Origin of the sequence: Paralimibaculum aggregatum, assembly GCF_030270585.1 — a bacterium.
Classification (GTDB): domain Bacteria; phylum Pseudomonadota; class Alphaproteobacteria; order Rhodobacterales; family Rhodobacteraceae; genus Thermohalobaculum; species Thermohalobaculum aggregatum.
In genome coordinates, this window is record NZ_BSYI01000004.1 from 1 (window position 1) to 19,802 (window position 19,802).

General features: G+C 69.0%; 14 protein-coding genes. 9 read left to right on the plus strand and 5 right to left on the minus strand.

The features are described from left to right. From QSJ97_RS03270 to QSJ97_RS03285, 4 genes are all read right to left on the minus strand, one after another. The coding region (locus tag QSJ97_RS03270) for a hypothetical protein (protein ID WP_285670119.1) at nt 1-200 on the minus strand (200 nt) is incomplete at its 3' end. A gap of 62 nt (nt 201-262) precedes the next feature. Beyond that, nucleotides 263-1,282: an IS110 family RNA-guided transposase gene (locus tag QSJ97_RS03275; RefSeq protein ID WP_285670120.1), complete on the minus strand. Its 1,020-nt coding sequence runs from the start codon at nt 1,280-1,282 to the stop codon at nt 263-265. Between the two features lie 397 nt (nt 1,283-1,679). Then, complete coding sequence (locus QSJ97_RS03280; protein WP_285670121.1) at nt 1,680-2,345, minus strand: HEPN domain-containing protein; 666 nt, start codon at nt 2,343-2,345, stop codon at nt 1,680-1,682. 25 nt (nt 2,346-2,370) lie between these two features. Next, the gene (locus QSJ97_RS03285; protein WP_285670122.1) at nt 2,371-2,904 is read right to left on the minus strand and encodes a hypothetical protein; all 534 of its coding nucleotides are present in this window, start codon (nt 2,902-2,904) and stop codon (nt 2,371-2,373) included. A gap of 104 nt (nt 2,905-3,008) precedes the next feature. Here QSJ97_RS03285 and QSJ97_RS03290 point away from each other — a divergent pair, with 104 nt between their 5' ends. Genes QSJ97_RS03290 through QSJ97_RS03300 form a run of 3 tightly spaced genes read left to right on the plus strand, consistent with a single transcriptional unit; the run spans nt 3,009 to nt 10,855 of the window. Continuing rightward, the gene (locus tag QSJ97_RS03290) at nt 3,009-6,293 is read left to right on the plus strand and encodes a TM0106 family RecB-like putative nuclease (protein WP_285670123.1); all 3,285 of its coding nucleotides are present in this window, start codon (nt 3,009-3,011) and stop codon (nt 6,291-6,293) included. After that, complete coding sequence (locus tag QSJ97_RS03295) at nt 6,294-9,524, plus strand: DUF8426 domain-containing protein (protein ID WP_285670124.1); 3,231 nt, start codon at nt 6,294-6,296, stop codon at nt 9,522-9,524. After that, nucleotides 9,524-10,855 carry an McrC family protein gene (locus QSJ97_RS03300; RefSeq protein WP_285670125.1) on the plus strand — a complete coding sequence of 444 codons (1,332 nt, stop codon included), beginning with the start codon at nt 9,524-9,526 and terminating at the stop codon, nt 10,853-10,855. The genes QSJ97_RS03295 and QSJ97_RS03300 overlap by 1 nt, the downstream gene beginning before the upstream one ends. Before the next feature lie 881 nt (nt 10,856-11,736). On the opposite strand, the gene QSJ97_RS03305 is transcribed toward QSJ97_RS03300, so the two are convergent. Next, nucleotides 11,737-12,594 (minus strand): LysR family transcriptional regulator, encoded by an 858-nt coding sequence (locus tag QSJ97_RS03305; protein WP_285670126.1) that lies wholly within the window; start codon nt 12,592-12,594, stop codon nt 11,737-11,739. Nucleotides 12,595-12,684: 90 nt separating this feature from the next. Between QSJ97_RS03305 and QSJ97_RS03310 the strand changes: the two genes are divergently transcribed. From QSJ97_RS03310 to QSJ97_RS03335, 6 genes are all read left to right on the plus strand, one after another. After that, nucleotides 12,685-14,136 carry an aldehyde dehydrogenase family protein gene (locus QSJ97_RS03310; protein ID WP_285670317.1) on the plus strand — a complete coding sequence of 484 codons (1,452 nt, stop codon included), beginning with the start codon at nt 12,685-12,687 and terminating at the stop codon, nt 14,134-14,136. Next, nucleotides 14,133-15,146 carry a membrane dipeptidase gene (locus tag QSJ97_RS03315; protein ID WP_285670127.1) on the plus strand — a complete coding sequence of 338 codons (1,014 nt, stop codon included), beginning with the start codon at nt 14,133-14,135 and terminating at the stop codon, nt 15,144-15,146. The genes QSJ97_RS03310 and QSJ97_RS03315 overlap by 4 nt, the downstream gene beginning before the upstream one ends. Nucleotides 15,147-15,186: 40 nt before the next feature. Beyond that, the gene (locus tag QSJ97_RS03320; RefSeq protein ID WP_285670128.1) at nt 15,187-16,737 is read left to right on the plus strand and encodes a BCCT family transporter; all 1,551 of its coding nucleotides are present in this window, start codon (nt 15,187-15,189) and stop codon (nt 16,735-16,737) included. 71 nt (nt 16,738-16,808) lie between these two features. Beyond that, nucleotides 16,809-18,485, plus strand: coding sequence for a hypothetical protein (locus QSJ97_RS03325; RefSeq protein ID WP_285670129.1), 1,677 nt, complete (start codon nt 16,809-16,811; stop codon nt 18,483-18,485). After that, nucleotides 18,482-19,219, plus strand: a complete 738-nt coding sequence (locus QSJ97_RS03330) for a DUF3726 domain-containing protein (protein WP_285670130.1) — start codon at nt 18,482-18,484, stop codon at nt 19,217-19,219. The genes QSJ97_RS03325 and QSJ97_RS03330 overlap by 4 nt, the downstream gene beginning before the upstream one ends. Nucleotides 19,220-19,237: 18 nt before the next feature. After that, entirely contained in the window at nt 19,238-19,591 is a 354-nt protein-coding gene (locus QSJ97_RS03335; protein ID WP_285670131.1) for a RidA family protein, read from the plus strand. The last annotated feature ends 211 nt before the right edge of the window (nt 19,592-19,802 follow it).

Consider the following 19,802-nt stretch of genomic DNA (forward strand, 5'->3'; position numbering starts at 1 on the left):
TGTGTGGACGGCCCTTCCGACGCAAGCGCGAGATCGCGATTTGGCTTGGACAGGTTTGCATCCATGTGTCCGGCCTGTTCGCGCGGCGTGCGCCGCTGGCCCTGATGAATTCCGCGGATCGACGCCCAAATCACCTCACCGCGCTCGAAGCGCCTGGTCCCCGTGGGTTTGGCCGATCCCCGGCCCTGCCGGTTGCTCATCACTTTCCTTCACCTGCGCCAGCCGCTTCGCCGTCTTCGTCGATGGGCGAAGCGGATCCTTTTCATGCCGTGCCGGGCGTCGAGTACACGGTGCCGCGCGTCATGACGGCCCAGACGATCCGCGCGTTCTTGTTCGCCATCGCCACGGCGGCGAGCTTTGCCGGCTTTCGCTCGAGCAATTCGGCGGCCCAGGATGGTGCCGCTCCCTCTCTTCTGACATGTCGCAGAACGGCCGTGGCTCCGACGACGAGAAGCCGGCGCAGATAGCCATCGCCCTGCTTGCTGATGCCGGTCTTGCGTTCCCGTCCCCCGCTACTGTGCGCCTTCGGCGTGAGGCCGAGCCACGCCGCGAACTGGCGGCCGGAGCGGAACTGCGCGCCATCCGGCACTGCCGCGGCGATGGCGCTCGCCGTGATCGGCCCGATGCCCGGGATCGTCGCGAGACGCCGGCTCAGGTCACTGTTTCTATGCCAATTGACGATCCGGGCTTCCACGCGGTCGATCTCGCTCTCCAGGCGCCGCAACTGATCGACGATGGCGTGCAGCGCCTCCCGCGCGGATTCAGGCAGGTGGTCCTGGTTCTCGTGCAGGGCCGTGATCACCATCTTCACCCCTCCCGGCCCCTTCGCTGCGATGATACCGAGCTCCGCGAGGTGCCCGCGCAGCGCGTTGACCAGCATGGTCCGCTGACGAACCAACAGATCTCGCGTCTTGTGCAGCATCAGCGCCGCCTGCTGATCGAGCGTCTTGATCGCGACGAAGCGCATGGTCGGCCGCGTGACAGCCTCGCAAATCGCCTCGGCATCAGCGGCATCGGTCTTGCCCCGCTTGACGTAGGGCTTCACGTAAGCCGGAGGCAGCAGCTTGACCGTATGTCCGAGCGCGGAGATCTCGCGCGCCCAGTAATGCGCGGTCGCACAGGCCTCCATGCCGACGAGGCATGCCGGCAGTCGCTCGAAAAACCGGAGAACTTCGCCGCGACGGAGCCGCCGCTGCACCCGCGCCCTACCCTCATCATCCACTCCGTGGACCTGAAACACGTTCTTTGCCAGATCCAGACCGATCGTCACGATGTCAGACATCTTCCGCCCCTAAAGTTGGTCTCTTCGACCGCTCCAGTTTGCCCCCGGAGCGGGAGGGTGGAAGGGCCGTCCACCACATCACCTCTGGGGGATACGCGCAGTTCCCGGGCGGCAATCGGCACCGGGTCACGCTGGGCGCGCTTCGCGACGAACAGCTCCGTGACAGGCTGCGGACGATCTGGACCGATCCGATGGCGCTCGACCCGTCGCGCACCGCCGCACGGGTGACACGGGAGATCGCGCGCCACCTCGCGGGTCTGGGAAAGTGGACTGATGCCGCTGGGTGGGGGCATCCACCGCATCGGTTCACAGAGTTGCAGGCCGACGACAGCGTCATGCGGGACCAGGCGCGTGGTTGCCGCGGACGACAACGCCCGATACCGATCGTCTGCGGCTCCTAGTCGACAACCGGATAGAACGGCCGCCCCCAATCCTCCGTCGGATTGTCCATCATCAGGTCGACGAATACCGGCATGAGGAAGGCTAGGATCGCGGCGCCGTCGCGCACCTGGGCCCGGTTGACACCGCTGTTCCAGGTCGACCCACCATGGACCAGCTGGTTGCGCAGGACGTATAGCCGGTCGAAGACGAAGCTCAGGACGCGGACGCCGTCGCCGGCCTGGAATGCCTTCGCGAAACTGCGCGACGATGCCACGAATTTTTCCTCCCAGTCTTCGAAGCCCGCGATCCCATTGTGGTGCTGCCAGAACGGATTGAAGACGTAGCGATTTGCCATGAGCATTCGTACCGGACCGGAGAAACGCTGCCACAGCGCCCTGTAGATGCGCCGATCGTCGTCGCACGCCACCAGCCTGCCAAAATAGTTGACGAAGGCAGTGCGTTCGCCGGGTGCTATCGACTGGAACTCCCGCTCATCCGCATAGGCGGCGTTGAACGCGATCCAGAGGAAGATGAAGCGGGCGTCATCGTCGTCGCCGCATGCCTCGGCGCGTCCGATCCAGCTGATGGCGCGATGCACGCGCAGGCCCATGGTTTCGGGAAAGCCGCCGCGAATGGCGCGCTGCTTGGATTTCAGCGCGGCGTGGTCGAGACCATTCCTCATGCAAAGTTCCCCTCTGAAAATCCGGTCATGGCAGGGCGTCGATATCCGGACCTGGATATCCGCCGACCAGAGCCCGCGGCCGCTCGGGCGCGATCCCCTCGACCTTGTCGGCCGATCGATGGAGATGCCTCGCCATCTCGAGCCATCCGGCCGCGGTGAAGCGGACGGTCGGGCGTCCGTCATCCCGCGGCACCAGGACCTGCGTGGGGCGAGAGCGAGGTCTGGCGGCATGCGGGGCGCCCTCACGCGCGCAGGCATGGCGCCGCCGTGCCGGGGCGCGGGCGGTGCGGGCTGTGATTTCTGGGGCTTCGGTGGTGGTTTCCTGCCGCGGCTGCGGCCGCCCAGGCGGGGGCGTGCCCAGTCGCCAGTATCGCCGGCGATCCTCGGCAGTTCTGGTCGCGGCGTTCGCGAAGGCGGCGTCCAGCGCCCCGGTCATCGGCTGCGCAGCGCGATGTGAGGTGCCGAACCGGGGGCAGATATCCTCGAGACTGACGCCGCATCGCCGGGCGGCGGCCATCCGGGCGAAACCGAGCAGATCCTGAACCTTGCAGAAAGACATTTGACCTCTATGCCAGAAATTGACACGAGTAAAAGCTATTGGTCAGATCGCGATCTGTCGAGGCGATTCCCTCTGAGACGAATCTCGCAAGTATTGGAGCATTGATGAGGGATTTTGGCGGCAATATCTTCCTGTCCGCGTCGGACCTCATGCGTTTTATGGGATGCGCGCATGCGACAACCCTCGATCTGGCACATATGCGCGGCAGCGGACCGGAGCCGCGCCAGGACAGCGAGGATGCGGCGCTGCTGCAGAAGCAGGGCGACACCCACGAGGCCGCCCATCTGGCCCGGCTCAAGGCGGCGGGCCATGGCGTGGTGGAGATCGCGAGGGGCAACCTTGCCCGCGACGCCGAGGCCACGCGCGAAGCGCTGGCCGCGGGGCCGGACGTGGTGTTTCAGGGCGCTTTCCAGTCGGGCAACTGGGGCGGCTGGTCGGATTTCCTGGAGCGCGTCGATCGGCCCTCGGCGCTCGGGCCGTTCAGCTACGAGGTGGCCGACACCAAACTGAAGCGCCGCCCGCACCCCAAGCATGTGCTGCAGCTGGTGCTCTATTCCGACCTGCTGACCGAGGTGCAGGGCGCGGCGCCCGAGTTCGCCCATGTCGAACTGGGGGACGGCACCCGCGCGACCCTTCGGCTGTCGGACTACGCGGCCTATGCCCGCATGGCGCGGGCGCGGCTCGAAGGCTTCGTGGCCGATCCGCCGCCAACCCGTCCGATCCCCTGCGCGGATTGCGCTCTATGCCGCTGGGGCGACCATTGCGCCGATGTCTGGCAGGCCGAGGACAGCCTGTTCAATGTCGCCAACATCAGCCGTGGGCAGGTGAAGAAGCTGGAAGCTGCCGGCGTCCAGTCCATGGCAGCCCTCGCCGGTCTCGATCATCCGATCCGCGGCATGGCGGAAGGCACGCGTCTCCGGCTCGTGACGCAGGCCCGCCTGCAACATGCACGCAAGACCGGCCTGCCGGCGTTCGAACTGCGCGCGCCGGAACCCGGCAAGGGGTTCGATCTGCTGCCCGAGCCGCAGACCGGCGACCTGTTCTACGACATCGAAGGCGATCCGCATTTCGAGGGCGGCCTCGAATATCTCCACGGCGTCTGGTTCGACGGCCAGTTCCGGGCGTTCTGGGCGCATGACCATGCCGCCGAAGCGCGCGCGCTCGCCGAGCTGCTGGCGTTCTTCCGCGCGCGTCTCGCGGCTTGTCCGGAGGCGCGCATCTATCACTACGCACCCTACGAGATCACCGCCCTGCGCCGACTGACCACGAAATACGGGATCGGCGAGGCTTTCCTCGACCGGCTCCTGCGCGAGCGCCGCTTCGTCGATCTCTACGCCGTCGTGCGCGGCGGGCTGATCGGCTCCGAGCCCAACTATTCCATCAAGTCGATGGAGGCCTTCTATGGCCGCGAGCGCGATGGCGAGGTGAAGACGGCGGGCGGCTCGGTCGTCGCCTATGAGCGGTGGCGCGAGACCGGCGAGCAGCAGATCCTCGACGAGATCGAGGATTACAACCGCGTCGACTGCATCTCGACGGAGGAGCTGAGGGACTGGCTGGTCGGCATCCGGCCCGGCCGCCCCTGGCCGTCGCTCGGTCAGGATGCGGGGACGAAGGAGGCCGAGGAGGACGCCGACACGCAGGCGCTGCGTTCGGGTCTGGCGGCCGCTGGCCTGCCCGCGGACCGGCAGGAGATGCTGTTCAACCTCGGCCTCTTCCACAAGCGCGAGGCGAAACCCGCGCAATGGGCGGTGTTCGACAGCGTCGGCAAGGACGAGGACGAGCTGATCGACGATCTCGACGCGCTGGCCGGGCTCGAGGCCGTGGGCGCGCCCGAGCCCGTGAAGCGCTCGAGGGTGCGCACCTATCGCTTCCCGCAGCAGGAGACGAAGCTGCGGAGCGGCAAGAACGCGACGGTGCCGGTCCATGACGGGCCGCCCGCCACGATCAGCATCGCCGCTCTGGACCGGACCGCGCGCGAGATCACCCTCAGGGCCGGGAACGCGAAGGCACATCTCCTGACGGACCGCCTGACGCTCCACCCGGACTGGCCGATCGCCACTGACGTGATCGCCGCCGCGCTGCGCGATGTGATCGCCGATCAATGCGGGCCGCGCCGGTTGACGGCCGCCGACGATCTGCTGTCTCGCGCCGCGCCGCGCCTGACGACCGGCGCGAAGCCTGACCTGCTGGATGGCGCCGACCCGGTTGCGGGCACGATTGCGGCAGTCGGCGCGATGGACGGCACCGTGCTGCCGATCCAGGGGCCGCCGGGCACCGGCAAGACCTATGTCACCGCGCGCGCGATCCTGAACCTCGTGCGCAGGGGTCATCGGATCGGTGTCACCTCGAACAGCCACGAGGCCATCCGCAACGTGCTGATGGGCTGTCTCGCCGCGCTGGAGGATGCGGATCTGCCGGTCACGCTCGACCTCGTCCACAAGACTTCGGGCGATGACGACAACTATCCCGACGATTGCCCCGTCCGGCGCACCACCGACAATGCCGAGGCCGCCGAAGGAAGACAGGTCGTTGGCGCGACCGCGTGGTTCTTCACCCGCAAAGAGAACGTGCAGGCCTTCGACTGGCTCTTCGTGGACGAGGCGGGACAGGTCGGCCTCGCCAACATGGTCGCCATGGCGCGGGCCGCGCGGAACATCGTGCTGGTCGGCGACCCGCGCCAGCTGCCGCAGGTCATTCAGGGATCGCATCCGGACCCGGCGAACCTCTCCTGCCTCGACTGGATGCTGGGCGAGCATGCGACGGTGCCGCCGGATCGCGGCATCTTCCTGCCCGTCTCGCGCCGGATGCATCCCGATGTCTGCCGGTTCGTTTCCGACCAGGTCTATGAGGGTCGGCTGACCAGTCACCCCGACACCGCGCGCCAGGCCGTGGCCGGCACGGCGTTTCCCCCGGCGGGTGCGTTCTGGGTGCCGGTCCCGCATGAGGGCAATGCCCAGATCGCGCCGGAGGAGGTCAGGGCCATCCAGGCTGCCGTCCACGAGCTGCTGACGGGCGCCTGGACGGAGAAGGACGGCAGGACGCGTCCCATGCGCCAGTCCGACATCATCGTGGTCGCACCCTACAACGCACAGGTGAACGCCCTGCGCGAGGCGCTGCCCGAGGGTATCCGCGTCGGCACCGTGGACAGGTTCCAGGGTCAGGAAGCGCCCGTCTGCCTGGTCTCGATGACAGCCTCGTCGGCCGAGGAAACGCCGCGCGGCATGGATTTCCTGTTCTCCCTCAACCGGATCAACGTTGCGGTCTCGCGCGCCAAGGGGCTGGCGCTGGTCTTCGGCGCGCCGCGTCTGCGCGAGGCGAGATGCGAGACGGTCGAGCAGATGCGGCTGGTGAACACGCTTTGTGCATTGCCTGAGTTTGGAGGTCTCTGAATGTGGGAGAGGTTCGAGGCACGTCTTGATGAAAACGAGCGCGACCAGCCCCTGCCGCTGCGCCGGGTGCTGTTCGACGTGCTGCGCGGCTCGGGCCTGCGCCCGGGCGGCGGCGTCACCAAGAAGATGGTGTCCTTTGAATTCGGCGCTGGCGAGCGGCTGCTGTGGGAAATACAGAATCCGTCCAACATCTTCCTCCATGTAAGTTGGCGCGATCGCGTCGAGGCGAACGGCCTTGCCAGCGAGCCGCGGCCCTATCAGAGCGGCATGAAGGATGGTGGGCGGCATTCGGCCCTCAGCCGCGGCTGGTCCTTTGGCGATGCCGATTGCATCGTCGTCCGGGTCGATAGCGCCGAGGCGCTGCGCCGACTGCTCGGGGTTTTGCTGAAATCCGACGATGCGCTGGTTCTCGACCCGGCGGCGATCAAGCGCTGGATCGAGCGGCTTCGCCATTTCTTCCCCGGCCTCGATCGCTTTGACCGGCCCGATCCGCATTTCGACGAGGCGGAGCGAAACTACAAGCTTGCGACTGCATCCGAACTCAAGGCGGCGATCGCGCGATCCGGGTCCGATCAGGATCTGGCCGATGCCGTGAACACCGCGCTTGCCAGCAGCAACCTGGTGCAATGGCGCGCCTATTGGCCGATCTCGCCCAAGGGGGATGCGGATCGCGAGAAGCTCTGGCCAGCCTTGCGGGGGTTCGTCGATGCCGCGCTCGGCGCAGCCGACGGTCATGCCCTGGCGCTGGAGGCCTTCGTCAACGCCTGGATGGCGGCCGTCCCGAACGGCAAGCCCGATCCGGCCCGTCAGATCGGCGAGTTCCTGCTCATGCATCTCGCGCCCGACGAGGGCATCTATATCCGGCATTCCGTCCGCCAGGACCTATGGCTGGAGGCAGTGGGCGTTCGCTTCCCCGATCACGCGTCGATGGCCGACACCTATCGCGACGAATGGCGCTTCATGGAGGCGGCGCGCAGCGCCTTCGTGGCTCAGGGGCTGGCGCCGCGCGACATGATCGATGTGCAGAGCGCATTGTGGATCGTCCACAACTACAAGGACGAGGAGGTCGCAGCCGTTTCGCGCGAGGCGATCGAGGCGGCGATGGACGCCTATGACAGCTATCGCCAATCGGGCGAGCACGCCGCGATCTTCGACGCCTTCGGCGATCCGCGCGACTACTGGGTGCGCTCGACACGCGAGCGGCCCGACCGGGTCTATCCCTCCAAGCCGATCGTCGGCTACCTGCGCGGCAGGACGCACCTCAATGGCGGCTGGGGGCAGAAGTCCGATGCGGCGGCCCAGCTCCACAATGCCGGCTACATCATCGTCGATGCGGATGGCGCTCCGGTCGCTCCGCCGGAGCGCTACGAGCACCTGATCGCAGGTGCCGACCGTGTCCGCCTGTGCGCGCGCAACTATTTCATCGAACCGGCGCGCGAGAACGGCGAAGCGGAGGCCGCGATCCACGCCGGCAACCTCGGCCACGACCTGGGTATGCACGACCGGCCTTCGGTGATTTGCAGCGTGCTCGGCAGCGAGGAGTTCCAGAACTTCGCGCAGGTTTCGCCGCCAACGCATACCCTGCCCTATCCCAGCAGTTCCACTGTCTTTACCTATCGGCTTGGCCTGGCGAAAGGGCACGAACCCATGAGCGTCGAACCTGCGACCGCAATGCCCGCCGCCACCAATCTCATCCTCTACGGCCCGCCCGGAACCGGCAAGACCTACGCAACGGCCTGGGAGGCGGTGCGGCTTTGCCTGGGCGGGGCAGCGGCCGAACCGTTGCGCGACGACCGAGATGCCCTGATGACCGAATACCGCCGCCTTGCCGGCGAGGGTCGGATCGAGTTCGTCACCTTCCACCAGTCCTTTTCCTACGAGGATTTCGTCGAGGGGCTGCGGCCGACGACAGCGAGCGAGCAGGAAGCCGACGACGAGGGCGCCGGCGCTTCTGGCGGCTTCAGGCTCAAGCCGCATGCCGGCGTGTTCAAGATCATCAGCGAGAGGGCACGGCTCGACACGGGCAATGCGCCGGCAAAGCGGCTCGACCGCTCCCGTCCGATCTACAAGGTTGCCCTCGGTCAGCGCGGGATCCACGAAAGCCGGATCCGCGAAGGCCTCGATGGCGGTCTGATCCATTTCGGCTGGGGCGGCGATATCGACTGGTCGGACGAGCGATTCGACGATTTCGATGAGATCCGAAAGACGTGGAACGAGCAAAAGGACCCCGATGCAACCGGGAAGGACTCGAATATTGAGATGACTTTCGCGTTCCGGTCCGGTCTTCAGGTCGGCGACTATGTCGTCATCTCCGATGGCCGCGACAGGTTCCGCGCCTTCGGACGCGTGAGCGGCGAGTATTACTTCGATGCCGATGCCGATTTCCACCCGCATCGGCGCAGCGTCGAATGGATCTGGCGGGACGACAACGGGGCGGAGCGCGCGCCGTTCTATTCCCGGAACTTCCGCCGTCACTCGGTCTATTGCCTCGATCCGGAGGGGATCGACTGGGATGCGCTGGAATCGGTGGTGATCGATCCCGATGCCGAGCGGCCGGTGGCGAATGCGCGGCCGCATGTTCTCATCATCGACGAGATCAACCGGGCCAACATCTCCAAGGTCTTCGGCGAGCTGATCACGCTGCTCGAGGTTGACAAGCGGCTGGGCTGCGAAAACGAGGTCAGGGTCCGGCTTCCCTATTCCGGGGCGAATTTCGGCGTGCCGGCCAACCTGCACATCATCGGCACGATGAACACCGCGGACCGTTCGATCGCGCTGCTCGATACCGCCCTGCGCCGCCGCTTCACCTTCCGCGAGCTGATGCCCGACACCGACGAACTGCGCCGGGCGCTGGCGGCGCGGCAGCTCGATGCGGCAAATCTCGACGGGATCGATCTCTGCAAGCTGCTCACCACCCTCAACGAGCGGATCGAGTATCTCTTCGATCGCGAACACCAGATCGGCCATGCCTATTTCACCGGATGCACGACCCGCGCCGATGTGGATGACGTGATGCGGCACAAGATCATCCCGCTTCTGGCGGAGTATTTCTACGAAGACTGGTCAAAGGTCGCCGCGGTGCTCGGCGATGGCGACGGCACCAACGGCGCGCGCTTCCTCGAATCCAGACGGTTGGTGGCGCCGGCCGGCCTGGCCGATGATGATCTGGGCGGAGAGAAACGGCGCTGGAGCGTGAAGGCCAGCTTCGATTTCTCGGATTTCGCAGCCTGATGCCCGCCTACACGGTTCGGGAATGGGACAAGCTCGCCTACGGCGAGGCCGAGGGTCAGATCGCGGCTCACCATGCCGATCGGCTGGCGGGGCTGGCGGCCCGCTCGGCCTTCGCCGGCCGCGCCGGCCGCAGCGGCAGTGGCGGCAGTGGCGTGCTCGAGCATGGCCGGCATGCGCTGCGAGCCCGCGGCGTGGTCGGGATCCTGGCGGCGGGCGATGCAAGCCTGGAGATCCTGCCGAAGATCGATGTGGCGCCCGGTGCAACACCCGATCACCAGAACGCCGCGATCCGGAAACGCCTGGTGCATATGCTGGCCGTCGCGCTCGACCTCAAGATCGACCTCGGCGTCGTCACCGATCTCGCCTGGCAGCGCGAAACGCTCCTGGAAATCCTGATCCGCATCTTCTGCGAGAAGCTGACCGAAACCCTGCGCAAGGGCATGCCGCGCCGGTATGTCGGCCGCGAGGAAGACCTGCCGACCCTGCGCGGCCAGCTCGACGTCAACCGCCAGTTCACCCGCCATCCGGTCAACCCTTCGCGCCTCGCCTGCCGTTTCGATCTTCTGTCGGAAGACACGCCGCTCAACCGGATCCTGAAGGCGGCAGTGCTGCACCTGTTTCGCCTCTCGCGGCGCGGCGCCAACCAGAAACGCCTGCGCGAGCTGGCCTTTGTCTATGCCGACATCGCCGATGTTCCGGTCCCGGCGCTGCGATGGGACGAGGTCGTCATCGACCGCACCAACCGGTCCTGGCGAGAGCTGTTCGCCATGGCGCGTCTCTTCCTGCATGATCGCTACCAGACAACGACCGGCGGGACGGGCGAGGGAACCGCGATGCTGTTCGAGATGAACGCACTGTTCGAGGAATATGTCGGACGGCTGATCGCGCGCGCGGTGGCGGGAACCGGGTATGCTGTCTCGCTGCAGGGTGGGCGCCTGTTCTGCCTCCGCGCGCAGGACAGCGAACGCGGGCTGTTCCAGACCAGGCCCGACATCCTGATCCGCAGGGGTGGTGCGGTGGTTCATGTCATCGATACCAAGTGGAAGCGGATATCCGCGCGGATCGATGATCCCAAGCAAGGCGTCTCGCAGGCCGATGTCTATCAGATGATGGCCTATGCGCAGCTCTATCGCGCGCCCCGCCTGACGCTGCTCTATCCCCATCACCCCGGCCTCGGCGCCAGCGACGATGTTCACGCCCGCCACCGCATCACGGGGCATGGCGCCATCCTCGAGACCGCGAGCATAGACGTGGGGAATGGTGCAGGCATGCTCGATCGCATCCGGAGACTGGTTCTTGCCGATGAAGCCATGGCCGGAGCCGCTGGCTGAACGGGGGCGAAAGCCGCCTTGCGCCGCAAGAGCGGCATGCTGAAGAGTGGAGGAGGTTGGATATTTGATCCGTTCCTCTTGCCATCATGCCCATGTCGAACCAGTGACGCGATCCTGACGAGAGAGGATTTTTGCGCGTTTTCAGAATGGTTTGCCGGAACTTGCCGATCTGATATGTGCGCCGCCAGGCCACAGCTCCAGCGCGGTCTGCGCGGCATGTGAATCTGGGGGGCGAGCGGTTCGAGGTACGGCTCGCGCCGGGGGCCGGTGAGGGAGGCCAAGCTTGGCGTTGGGAGACACCGGATGTGCCGCGCGCATGCACGATGCGCTGGCGCCTGCGGGAGGAGCTGCCGCTTTCCCGCAGCGGCCTCCTTGGGGATCGCCCTGCCCCGCTCCGCATCGGCCAGCTGCCGCCAGAGCCCGGGCTCTTCTTCACGAAAACCTTCAGCTGCGTCGCCCGACTTTCTGCCCGTCGCGCGCCTTGCGGCACCTCTGGCAGGTCGCCCGGGTCGCCCCGAGCCGATGGACGGCCTCGTCCACGTGCATGGCCTCTGCCAGCAGGTTCGCCGCCCCACTGATCCCGGGAGAAGGCCGGCCCCACACCCGGGCAACCGCCGGGCGGCGCATCTTCGTGGCGATCGGGAATGCGCGCCGACCGGGGGGGCACGCCTGTGCGCCGGGCGGCTGCGGAGCTTCGTCCCGGGCCTGGTGATCCGGGCGCAGGCCCGGCGCGATGCGCCGGGTCGCGGGGGAATGGTCACATCGGCGGTCAGCGGATCTTCGCCCGTGCCGCGCAGGCGAATGGCGAAGCGGCCGGAGGGGCCGCGGTGCAGCGCCTGCGCCGCGCGCGGGCGCCGAGCCCGTGCGGGCGGCCGGGGCGCTCACAGCGAGGCCCAGAAGGCTTCCGCCGCCGGGCCGAGGTGGCGGCTCTCGTCGCGGATCCGGCGGAGCTGGCGGCGGGTGAGCGGATCGGCGGGCATCACGAACGCCACCTCCTGCGAGAGGTGCTGCACGGCACTCCGGGGCAGCACCGTGGCGCCGAGGCCGGCGCGCACGAAGGACAGCAGCGCCGTGGTGTTGCGCGCCTCGAGATTGCAGCCCTCCAGCAGCGGCGGGATGCAGGGGTGATCGACGAGACGGCACAGCGGGTTGGCGATGATCGGCTCGCGCTCCAGCAGGGTCCAGGACGGCCCGCCGGCCGCCGCCGCGGCGAAGATCGCGCCGTCGCGGTGGCAGAGGATGCCGAGATCGTCCTCGAAGATCACGTTGCCGTCGGAGGCGTCGCCGGCCGCGTCGGAGACGATGCCGATATCCGCGGCATCGGTCTTGATCCGCCGCCGCACCGCCGCGCTGTCGACATCGCTGATCTCGAGCCGCACATCGGGGCGGACCAGGCGATAGGCCGCGATGATTCCCGGCAGGATGGTGATGGTGGCCGAGGGCACCACGGCGATGCGCACGGTCCCGGCGGTCGAGACGGCGTGCCGGCCGATCGCCGCGAGGCTGTGATCGAAGGCATCCGTCGCGCGGCTGCTCTCCTCGAGCACGCGCTGGCCGAGCGGCGTCAGCCGGTTCTTGCGGTCGGTCTCGAACAGCGGCGCGCCGATATGGTCCTCGAGCTGCGCCAGCGTCATCGACACCGCCGAGGGGGTGCGCCCGAGCCGTTCCGCCGCTGCCGCCAGCGCGCCCTGCTCGGCGACGACGCGGAAGGTGCGCAGCATCTCCAGCTTGATTGCCATTTCAGCATACCTGAAATTCAGTTCATCTTTTCCAAATTGCCTGAAGTCAGAGCGATCGTCTAGGTGGGAGGAAAGCCAAGACGAGGATTCATCGTGCAACAGACCGGACTTTTCATCGACGGCCGTTGGCAGGACGGCGCCTCCCGGATCGAGAACCGCAACCCGTCCGACGTCTCGGACCTGATCGGCCTCTACGCGCAGGCCGGTGCGGACCAGCTCGACGAGGCCCTCGCCGCCGCGCGCCGGGCGCAGCCCGCATGGTGGGCCGCGGGCATCCAGAAGCGCCACGATGTGCTGATGGCCATCGGCACCGAGATGATGGCCCGCGCCGAGGAGATCGGCCGCCTGGTCGCCCGCGAGGAGGGCAAGCCGCTCGCCGAGGGCAAGGGCGAGGTCTATCGCGCCGGGCAGTTCTTCACCTATTTCGCCGCCGAGGTGCTGCGCAACCAGGGCGACCTGGCCGAGAGCGTGCGCCCGGGGATCGAGATCGACGTGCGGCGCGAGCCGGTCGGGGTGGTCGCGATCATCTCGCCGTGGAACTTTCCCGTCGCCACCCCGGCCTGGAAGATCGCCCCGGCGCTGGCCTTCGGCAACGCGGTGGTCTGGAAGCCGGCCAACGTCACCCCCGCCAGCGCCGCCGCGCTGACCGAGATCATCGCGCGGCAGGACATTCCGGCCGGGCTCTTCAACCTGGTCACCGGCTCGGGCCGCGAGATCGGGCAGCGGCTGATCGAGAGCGCCGGGGTCGACGCGATCAGCTTCACCGGCTCGGTGCCGGTGGGGCGCGGCATCGCCGCCGCGGCGATCCGGAACATGACCCGGGTCCAGCTCGAGATGGGCTCGAAGAACCCGTTCCTGGTGATGGACGACGCCGATCTCGATCTGGCGGTCGCCCATGCCGCCAACGCGGCCTTCGGCGGCACCGGGCAGAAATGCACCGCCGCCTCGCGCCTGATCGTGCACGCGGCGGTGCACGACGCCTTCGTCGAGAAGCTCGCGGCGGCGGCGCAGGCGCTCAGGGTCGGCCATGCGCTGGAAGCCGGCACCCAGATCGGCCCCGTGGTCTCGGCGGACCAGCTCCGGCAGAACCTCGACTACATCGCCATCGGCCGCGACGAGGGCGCCGAGCTGGTCTGCGGCGGCACCCGCCTCGAGCGCCCGACCGAGGGCCACTACATGGCCCCCGCCGTCTTCGCCGGCACGCGCAACGACATGCGCATCAACCGCGAGGAGATGTTTGCGCCGATCACCTGCGTGATCCGCGCGGGCAGCTATGACGAGGCGCTCGCCATCGCCAATGACAGCCCGTTCGGCCTGACCGGCGGCATCATGACCCGCAGCCTCGCCCGCGCCAGCCATTTCCGCGCCAACATGCGCGCCGGCTGCGTCATGGTGAACCTGCCCACGGCCGGCACGGACTACCACGTGCCGTTCGGCGGCCGCGGCGCCTCGTCGTTCGGCCCGCGCGAGCAGGGCCGCTATGCCGCCGAGTTCTACACCACCGTGAAGACCGCCTATGTCGCGGCGGGGGCGCCGGCATGAGCGTGCTGATCGACGGCCTGCAATACGCCAACTGGTCGGAGCGGATCTTCCGGCAGATGCGCGAGGGCGGCGTGGACGCGGTCCATGTCACCATCACCTATCACGAGACGTTCCGCGAGACGGTGCTCAACATCGAGCGCTGGAACCGCTGGTTCGAGCTGTATCCCGAGCTGATCTTCCAGGGCCGCAGCGCGGCCGATGTCCGCCGCGCGCGGGAAACCGGCCGCACGGCGATCTTCTTCGGCTCGCAGAACCCCTCCTGCATGGAGGACGATATCGGCCTGGTCGAGATCCTGCACACGCTGGGCCTGCGCTTCATGCAGCTCACCTACAACAACCAGTCGCTGCTGGCCTCGGGCTGCTACGAGGCCGAGGATGCCGGCCTCACCCGGATGGGCCGCGAGGTGGTGGCCGAGATGAACCGCGTCGGGCTGGTGGTGGACATGAGCCATTCCGGCGAGCGTTCGACGCTGGAGGCGATCGAGCACTCGACCCGCCCGATCGCCATCACCCATGCCAACCCCGCGCGCTGGCACGGCGCCCTGCGCAACAAGTCCGACACGGTGCTGCGCGCGCTCGGCGAGAGCGGCGGGATGCTGGGCTTCTCGGTCTACCCGCATCACCTGAAGGGCGGCAGCGCCTGCAGCCTGCAGGACTATTGCGACATGATCGCCCGCACCGCCGAGCTGATGGGCGTGGGCCGGATCGGGATCGGCACCGATCTCTGCCAGGACCAGCCCGACAGCATCGTCGAGTGGATGCGCGTCGGCCGCTGGACCAAGCGGATCGACTACGGCGAGGGCAGCGCCGCCGCGCCGGGGTTCCCCGCCATGCCCGAATGGTTCGCCGACAACCGGGATTTCGCCCGCATCGCGGACGGACTGCGCGCCGCCGGCATGGGCAGCGCGGATGTGGACGCGGTCATGGGAGGCAACTGGCTGCGGTTCTTCGAGACGAGTTTCGGCGCAGTCCGGGAAACGGACACCAGCTCCGCAAGCGCAGCGGAATAACGCGCCCCGCGGGAGGGGGCATTGCCCGGGAGGACAATAAGTGACTGAGACAACCGCCATCGACAAGACCATCCCCGGACCGGGACAGGTGGACAAGCCCCTGTTCGCGATCACCGGAGGCTTCATCGCGCTGTTCTGCGCGCTGGCGCTCATCGACATCGACCTGCTGTCGCGCCTGGTCGATTGGGGCTTCAACTTCTCCGCCACCTGGTTCGGCCTCTACTGGCAGGCCCTGCTGCTGGCGACCTTCCTGATCGGCCTCGTGCTCTGCATCCTGCCGGGCGCCGGCACCCGCATGGGCGCGCTCGAAAGGCCGGAGTTCTCGCTGTTCCAGTGGGGCTCGATGATCATGTGCACCCTGCTGGCGGGCGGCGGCGTCTTCTGGGCGGCCGGCGAGCCGATCGCGCATTACCTCTCCACCCCGCCGCTGTTCGGCGATCTCGGCGGCGACCCGGCGGCGCGGGCCCATGCCGCGCTGGCGCAGAGCTACCTGCACTGGGGGTTCCTGGCCTGGGCGATCCTCGGCTCGCTGACCACGGTGATGCTGATGCATTACCACTATGACAAGGGCCTGCCGCTGGCGCCGCGCACCCTGCTCTACCCGGTGTTCGGCGAGCGCGCGATCCGCGGCCCGATCGGGCTGATCGCCGATGCGTCCTGCATCATCGCGGTGGTCGCCGGCACCGTCGGGCCGATCGGCTTTCTCGGCCTCCAGATGTCCTATGGCCTGAACGCGCTCTTCGGCATTCCCGACAGCTTCGCCACCCAGACCGTGGTGATCCTGGCGCTGGCCGGGCTCTACACGATCTCGGCGATCTCCGGCCTGTCGCGGGGCATCCAGCTGCTGTCGAGGGTCAACGTCATCCTCGCCTCCATCCTCCTGGCCTTCATGCTGGTGGCCGGCCCGACCTTCTTCATCTTCGACGGCTTCGCCGGCGGCATGGGGGTCTACCTGTCCAACTTCCTCGACCTGACGATGTATCGCGGCGAGGCCGGGGCCTTCGGCGAGCCGGGCTGGCTCGGCTGGTGGACGGTGTTCTTCTGGGGCTGGTTCCTCGGCTACGGGCCGCTGATGGCGATCTTCATCGCCCGGGTCAGCCGGGGCCGGTCGATCCGGTCGATCATCCTGATGCTGTCGATCGTCGCGCCGATCGTGACCAATTTCTGGTTCACCATCATCGGCGGCACCGGCATCGCGCTGGAACAGGCGGTTCCGGGCGTGATCTCGGGCCCGTTCGAGGGCTTCAACCTGCCCGCCGGCCTGCTGGCGATCACCCAGGCGCTGCCGCTCGGCTTCCTGCTGTCGCTGCTGTTCCTGGTGCTGACGATGATCTTCGTCGCCACCACCAGCGACTCGATGAGCTTCGTGATCGCCACCGCGATGTCCGACGACACCCCCTCGCCGGCGCTGCGCGCCTTCTGGGGGCTGGCGATGGGCGTGATGGCGCTGATCCTGATCTCGACCGGCGCGGGCGGGATCGGCAAGCTGCAGAGCTTCATCGTGGTGACCGCGGTGCCGGTGTCGCTGGTGCTGCTGCCCTCGCTCTGGGATGCGCTGCGGATCACGCTGGCGCTGGGCCGCAGGGCCTGATCGACTGCCTGACGGTGCGGGCGGCCGTGCTGCCGCCCGCGATCCCTCATGATCAGAGATCCGAGGACATCATGGATTTCGCGTCTCTCGACCCGGTGCCCGAAGCCGCCCGCTTCCGCCGCCCGCCGAGCCAGGTCATGCGGCTCGCCCGGATGGGCAGCGCCCACCCCACGCGCCTCTCGTTCCTGCGTGTCCTGCTGCGCCGGGTGACGCGCGAGGGCTGGCTCTTCGACCGCCCGCTCTGGGACATCGACGCCAATGGCGTCGGGCGCGCGGTCTACCGCGCGAAGGGCCCCGAGCGCACCTACAGCCTCGTCGCCTTCGCCCATGACCTGCCCGACGAGATGCGCTCCGACCGCGTCATCGCCACCTCCTGGGACGCGACCTTCACGCTCTTCGACGGCGAGCCGGGCGCCGCCGATCTCGACCGGCTGCAGCGCAACGTGCCCCTGCAGGAGGCCGGCCGGATCAGCGAGCGCGAGCTGTCGCTGAGCCGCGCCAACCGCTCGGTGCGGCTCCATGCGCATGTCGTCGAACGGCTCGCCGAGGGCCGGCAGCCCGACCGCGCCGAGGTCGATGCCGTCGGCTACCTGATGCGCACCACCGCGGTCTACGGCTCGGGCAAGTTCGGCGCCGCCGACCGCGCGCGCATCGCCGGCCGGCCCGAGCTCGGCGGCCCCTTCCAGGCGGAGATGCTCTCGGTCTGGCTGACCCGCCAGTTCACGGTCGATATCGCGGAGCATCTGGCACAGGCCCGCGGCGGCGCCAGCGCGGTCCGGCTCGACCCGGCGATCCGGCGCGGGCTCGGCGTCGGCAATTCCACCGGCCTCGGAATGGCGCCCTTCCTCGTCCGCCATCCGGTGCTGCTCAACAACTGGATGATGGCCCGCGAGGAGGCGCTGGCCCGCGTCCGCGCGCAGCGCGCCGCGCCGCCGGACGCCGTCGCCGCCTTCCGCAAGGCGCTGGCCGACGCGCAGGACAACGCCGAGCACTGGCATTCGCAGCACCCGATCCAGGTCGGCAAGCTCGACGCGCTTCGCCGCGACCTCGCCGCCGTGGCGCGCTGGACCGACTGGCCGGAGGCCGGGCAGGAGCACCCCTGGGACGCGCTCTGGCGCCGCGGCGAGGCCGCGCTGTCGCTGGAGGGCCAGGAGGCGCTGCTGGCGCTGATGCTGGAGCCGCACGGCGAGATCGTCGATCCGCTCGCCGCCTGCATGACCGCCGACGAGGCCGCCGCGTTCCGCATCGACGGCGCGATGACGGTGGCCGAGCTCGCCGCCATCCTCGCCGAGAGATACGATTGGGCGCTCGGCATCGACTTCGCCCGGCCGGAGAATGCCGCCCGGTTCTGGTACGTCTCCGAGGAGAAGCTCGAGCCGCGCCTCGGCAACCGCGGCGGCGAGGACGGCGCGGCGCTCGAGCTGCCGCTCTGCACCGCCCGGCTGGCGCGCGAGCTCAGCGATGCGCTGGCAGGGTGGCCCGGCGACCGGCCCCTCGCCGCCTTCCTGCTGGCGCATCCGGAGCACCGCTTCATGGCGCGCCGCGCGCAGGTCGTCGCCCGGCACCCCTGCGCCGAGGTGCGCGACAACCTGATCGCGCAGGACATGCTGCCGATCGACCTGATGCGCTGCAAGCTGGCCTTCTTCGGCGCCAGCCGCTTCGACCCGCGTTCCGACAAATGGGTCAGGATCAGCCTGTTCCAGGACCTGCCCTACCCGTCCGACCTCTGCCCGGGAGACTGGACATGACCGGCGACCGCACCCCCGAGATCGAGCCCAACGACCCGACCCGCTCGGGCGCGCCGCTGCCCGCCGGCCGGGGCGCGCGCCTGTCGCGCAACGAGATCGAGGCGCTCTGCCTCAAGGCCGCCCGCGGCGCCGGCATGAGCTGGGGGCTGGCCGAGGAAGCCGGCTTTGCCGCCGGCTGGCTGTCGCAGCGTGGGCTGGACGGGCCGGGCGCGCTGCTGGCGCAGCTGCGCACCGCCGAGGCCCGCCCGTGGCGCGACATCTGCCCGGTGATCGAGCCCGGCGCGTTCCGCGCGCTGCCCGAGGGGCTGCTCTGCCCGATCGCGCTCGGCGCCGCGCTCTGCGACTGCGCGCGGCTGCCGGATGCCGACATGCGGGCGGCGCCGATCGGGATCGGCCCGGTCAGCCAGCCGCTGCTGCTGGTGCCGTTCCTCGCCGAGGTGGCCCGGCTGCGGGGCGCCGCGCTCCGGCTGGGCTGGCCGCAGGGCGCGGTGACGATCGGGCCGGATGGCGGGGTCGGCGGCGACCTCGCGGCGCTGGCCGCGGCCGAGCGGCTCGAGGCCAGCCTCGCCGCCGCGCCGGATGCGCCCGCCGCGCCCGCCGCACCCGCGCCGGAGGCCGGGCCGCCCTTCGTGCCGCATGCGATCCTTGCCGATCTCGACGCCTATGCGCTGCGCACCACCGTGCCCGCCTCCGACGCCTCGCGCGCCGGCGCCGGGGGCGGCGAGAGCGACTGACCGGAGATACCCCGCGCCATGACCGTGCAGAGACTGAACCCCGGCCCCCGCATGAGCGATGCCGCCATCATCGGCGACATCGCCTTTCTCGCCGGGCGGATCCCGACCGACCTGACCGGCGACATCACCGCCCAGACCCGCGAGGTCCTGGACGCCATCGACGCCGTCATGGCCAAGCTCGGCGGCAGCAAGGCCGACATCGCCTCGGTGCAGGTCTGGCTCGCCGACATGGCGGATTTCCCGGGCATGAACGCGGTCTGGGACGCCTGGGTCGACCGCGAGAACCCGCCGGCCCGGGCCACCTGCGGCGCGGCGCTCGCCAGGCCCGGGATGCGGGTCGAGATGGTCGCCGTCGCCCGCGCCCCGCGCTGACGCGCCGGAGCCGGCGCCCGGCGGGCCGGGCCCCGGCACCGCGCATCCGCACTCCTGCCGCGCGGCGGCGCCGCCGGCCCCGGGGCGCGGCGCTCGCGCCTCGCGGTCCGGCGGCGTTCGGGCGGCGGCGGATCGGGCCGCCGTCTGCCGGCAGGCCGCGCCGGGTGGGCGATCCGTGTCCCGGAGGGGCGGTGATCGGACGGGAGGCGGG

Bases quoted from the DNA above. Each gene is read 5' to 3' on its own strand.
- QSJ97_RS03300 (WP_285670125.1), top strand. From the start codon at position 9,524: ATGCCCGCCTACACGGTTCGGGAATGGGACAAGCTCGCCTACGGCGAG.
- QSJ97_RS03315 (WP_285670127.1), top strand. From the start codon at position 14,133: ATGAGCGTGCTGATCGACGGCCTGCAATACGCCAACTGGTCGGAGCGG.
- QSJ97_RS03290 (WP_285670123.1), top strand. From the start codon at position 3,009: ATGAGGGATTTTGGCGGCAATATCTTCCTGTCCGCGTCGGACCTCATG.
- QSJ97_RS03325 (WP_285670129.1), top strand. From the start codon at position 16,809: ATGGATTTCGCGTCTCTCGACCCGGTGCCCGAAGCCGCCCGCTTCCGC.
- QSJ97_RS03305 (WP_285670126.1), bottom strand. From the start codon at position 12,594: ATGGCAATCAAGCTGGAGATGCTGCGCACCTTCCGCGTCGTCGCCGAG.
- QSJ97_RS03280 (WP_285670121.1), bottom strand. From the start codon at position 2,345: ATGAGGAATGGTCTCGACCACGCCGCGCTGAAATCCAAGCAGCGCGCC.
- QSJ97_RS03275 (WP_285670120.1), bottom strand. From the start codon at position 1,282: ATGTCTGACATCGTGACGATCGGTCTGGATCTGGCAAAGAACGTGTTT.
- QSJ97_RS03330 (WP_285670130.1), top strand. From the start codon at position 18,482: ATGACCGGCGACCGCACCCCCGAGATCGAGCCCAACGACCCGACCCGC.
- QSJ97_RS03285 (WP_285670122.1), bottom strand. From the start codon at position 2,904: ATGTCTTTCTGCAAGGTTCAGGATCTGCTCGGTTTCGCCCGGATGGCC.
- QSJ97_RS03295 (WP_285670124.1), top strand. From the start codon at position 6,294: ATGTGGGAGAGGTTCGAGGCACGTCTTGATGAAAACGAGCGCGACCAG.
- QSJ97_RS03335 (WP_285670131.1), top strand. From the start codon at position 19,238: ATGACCGTGCAGAGACTGAACCCCGGCCCCCGCATGAGCGATGCCGCC.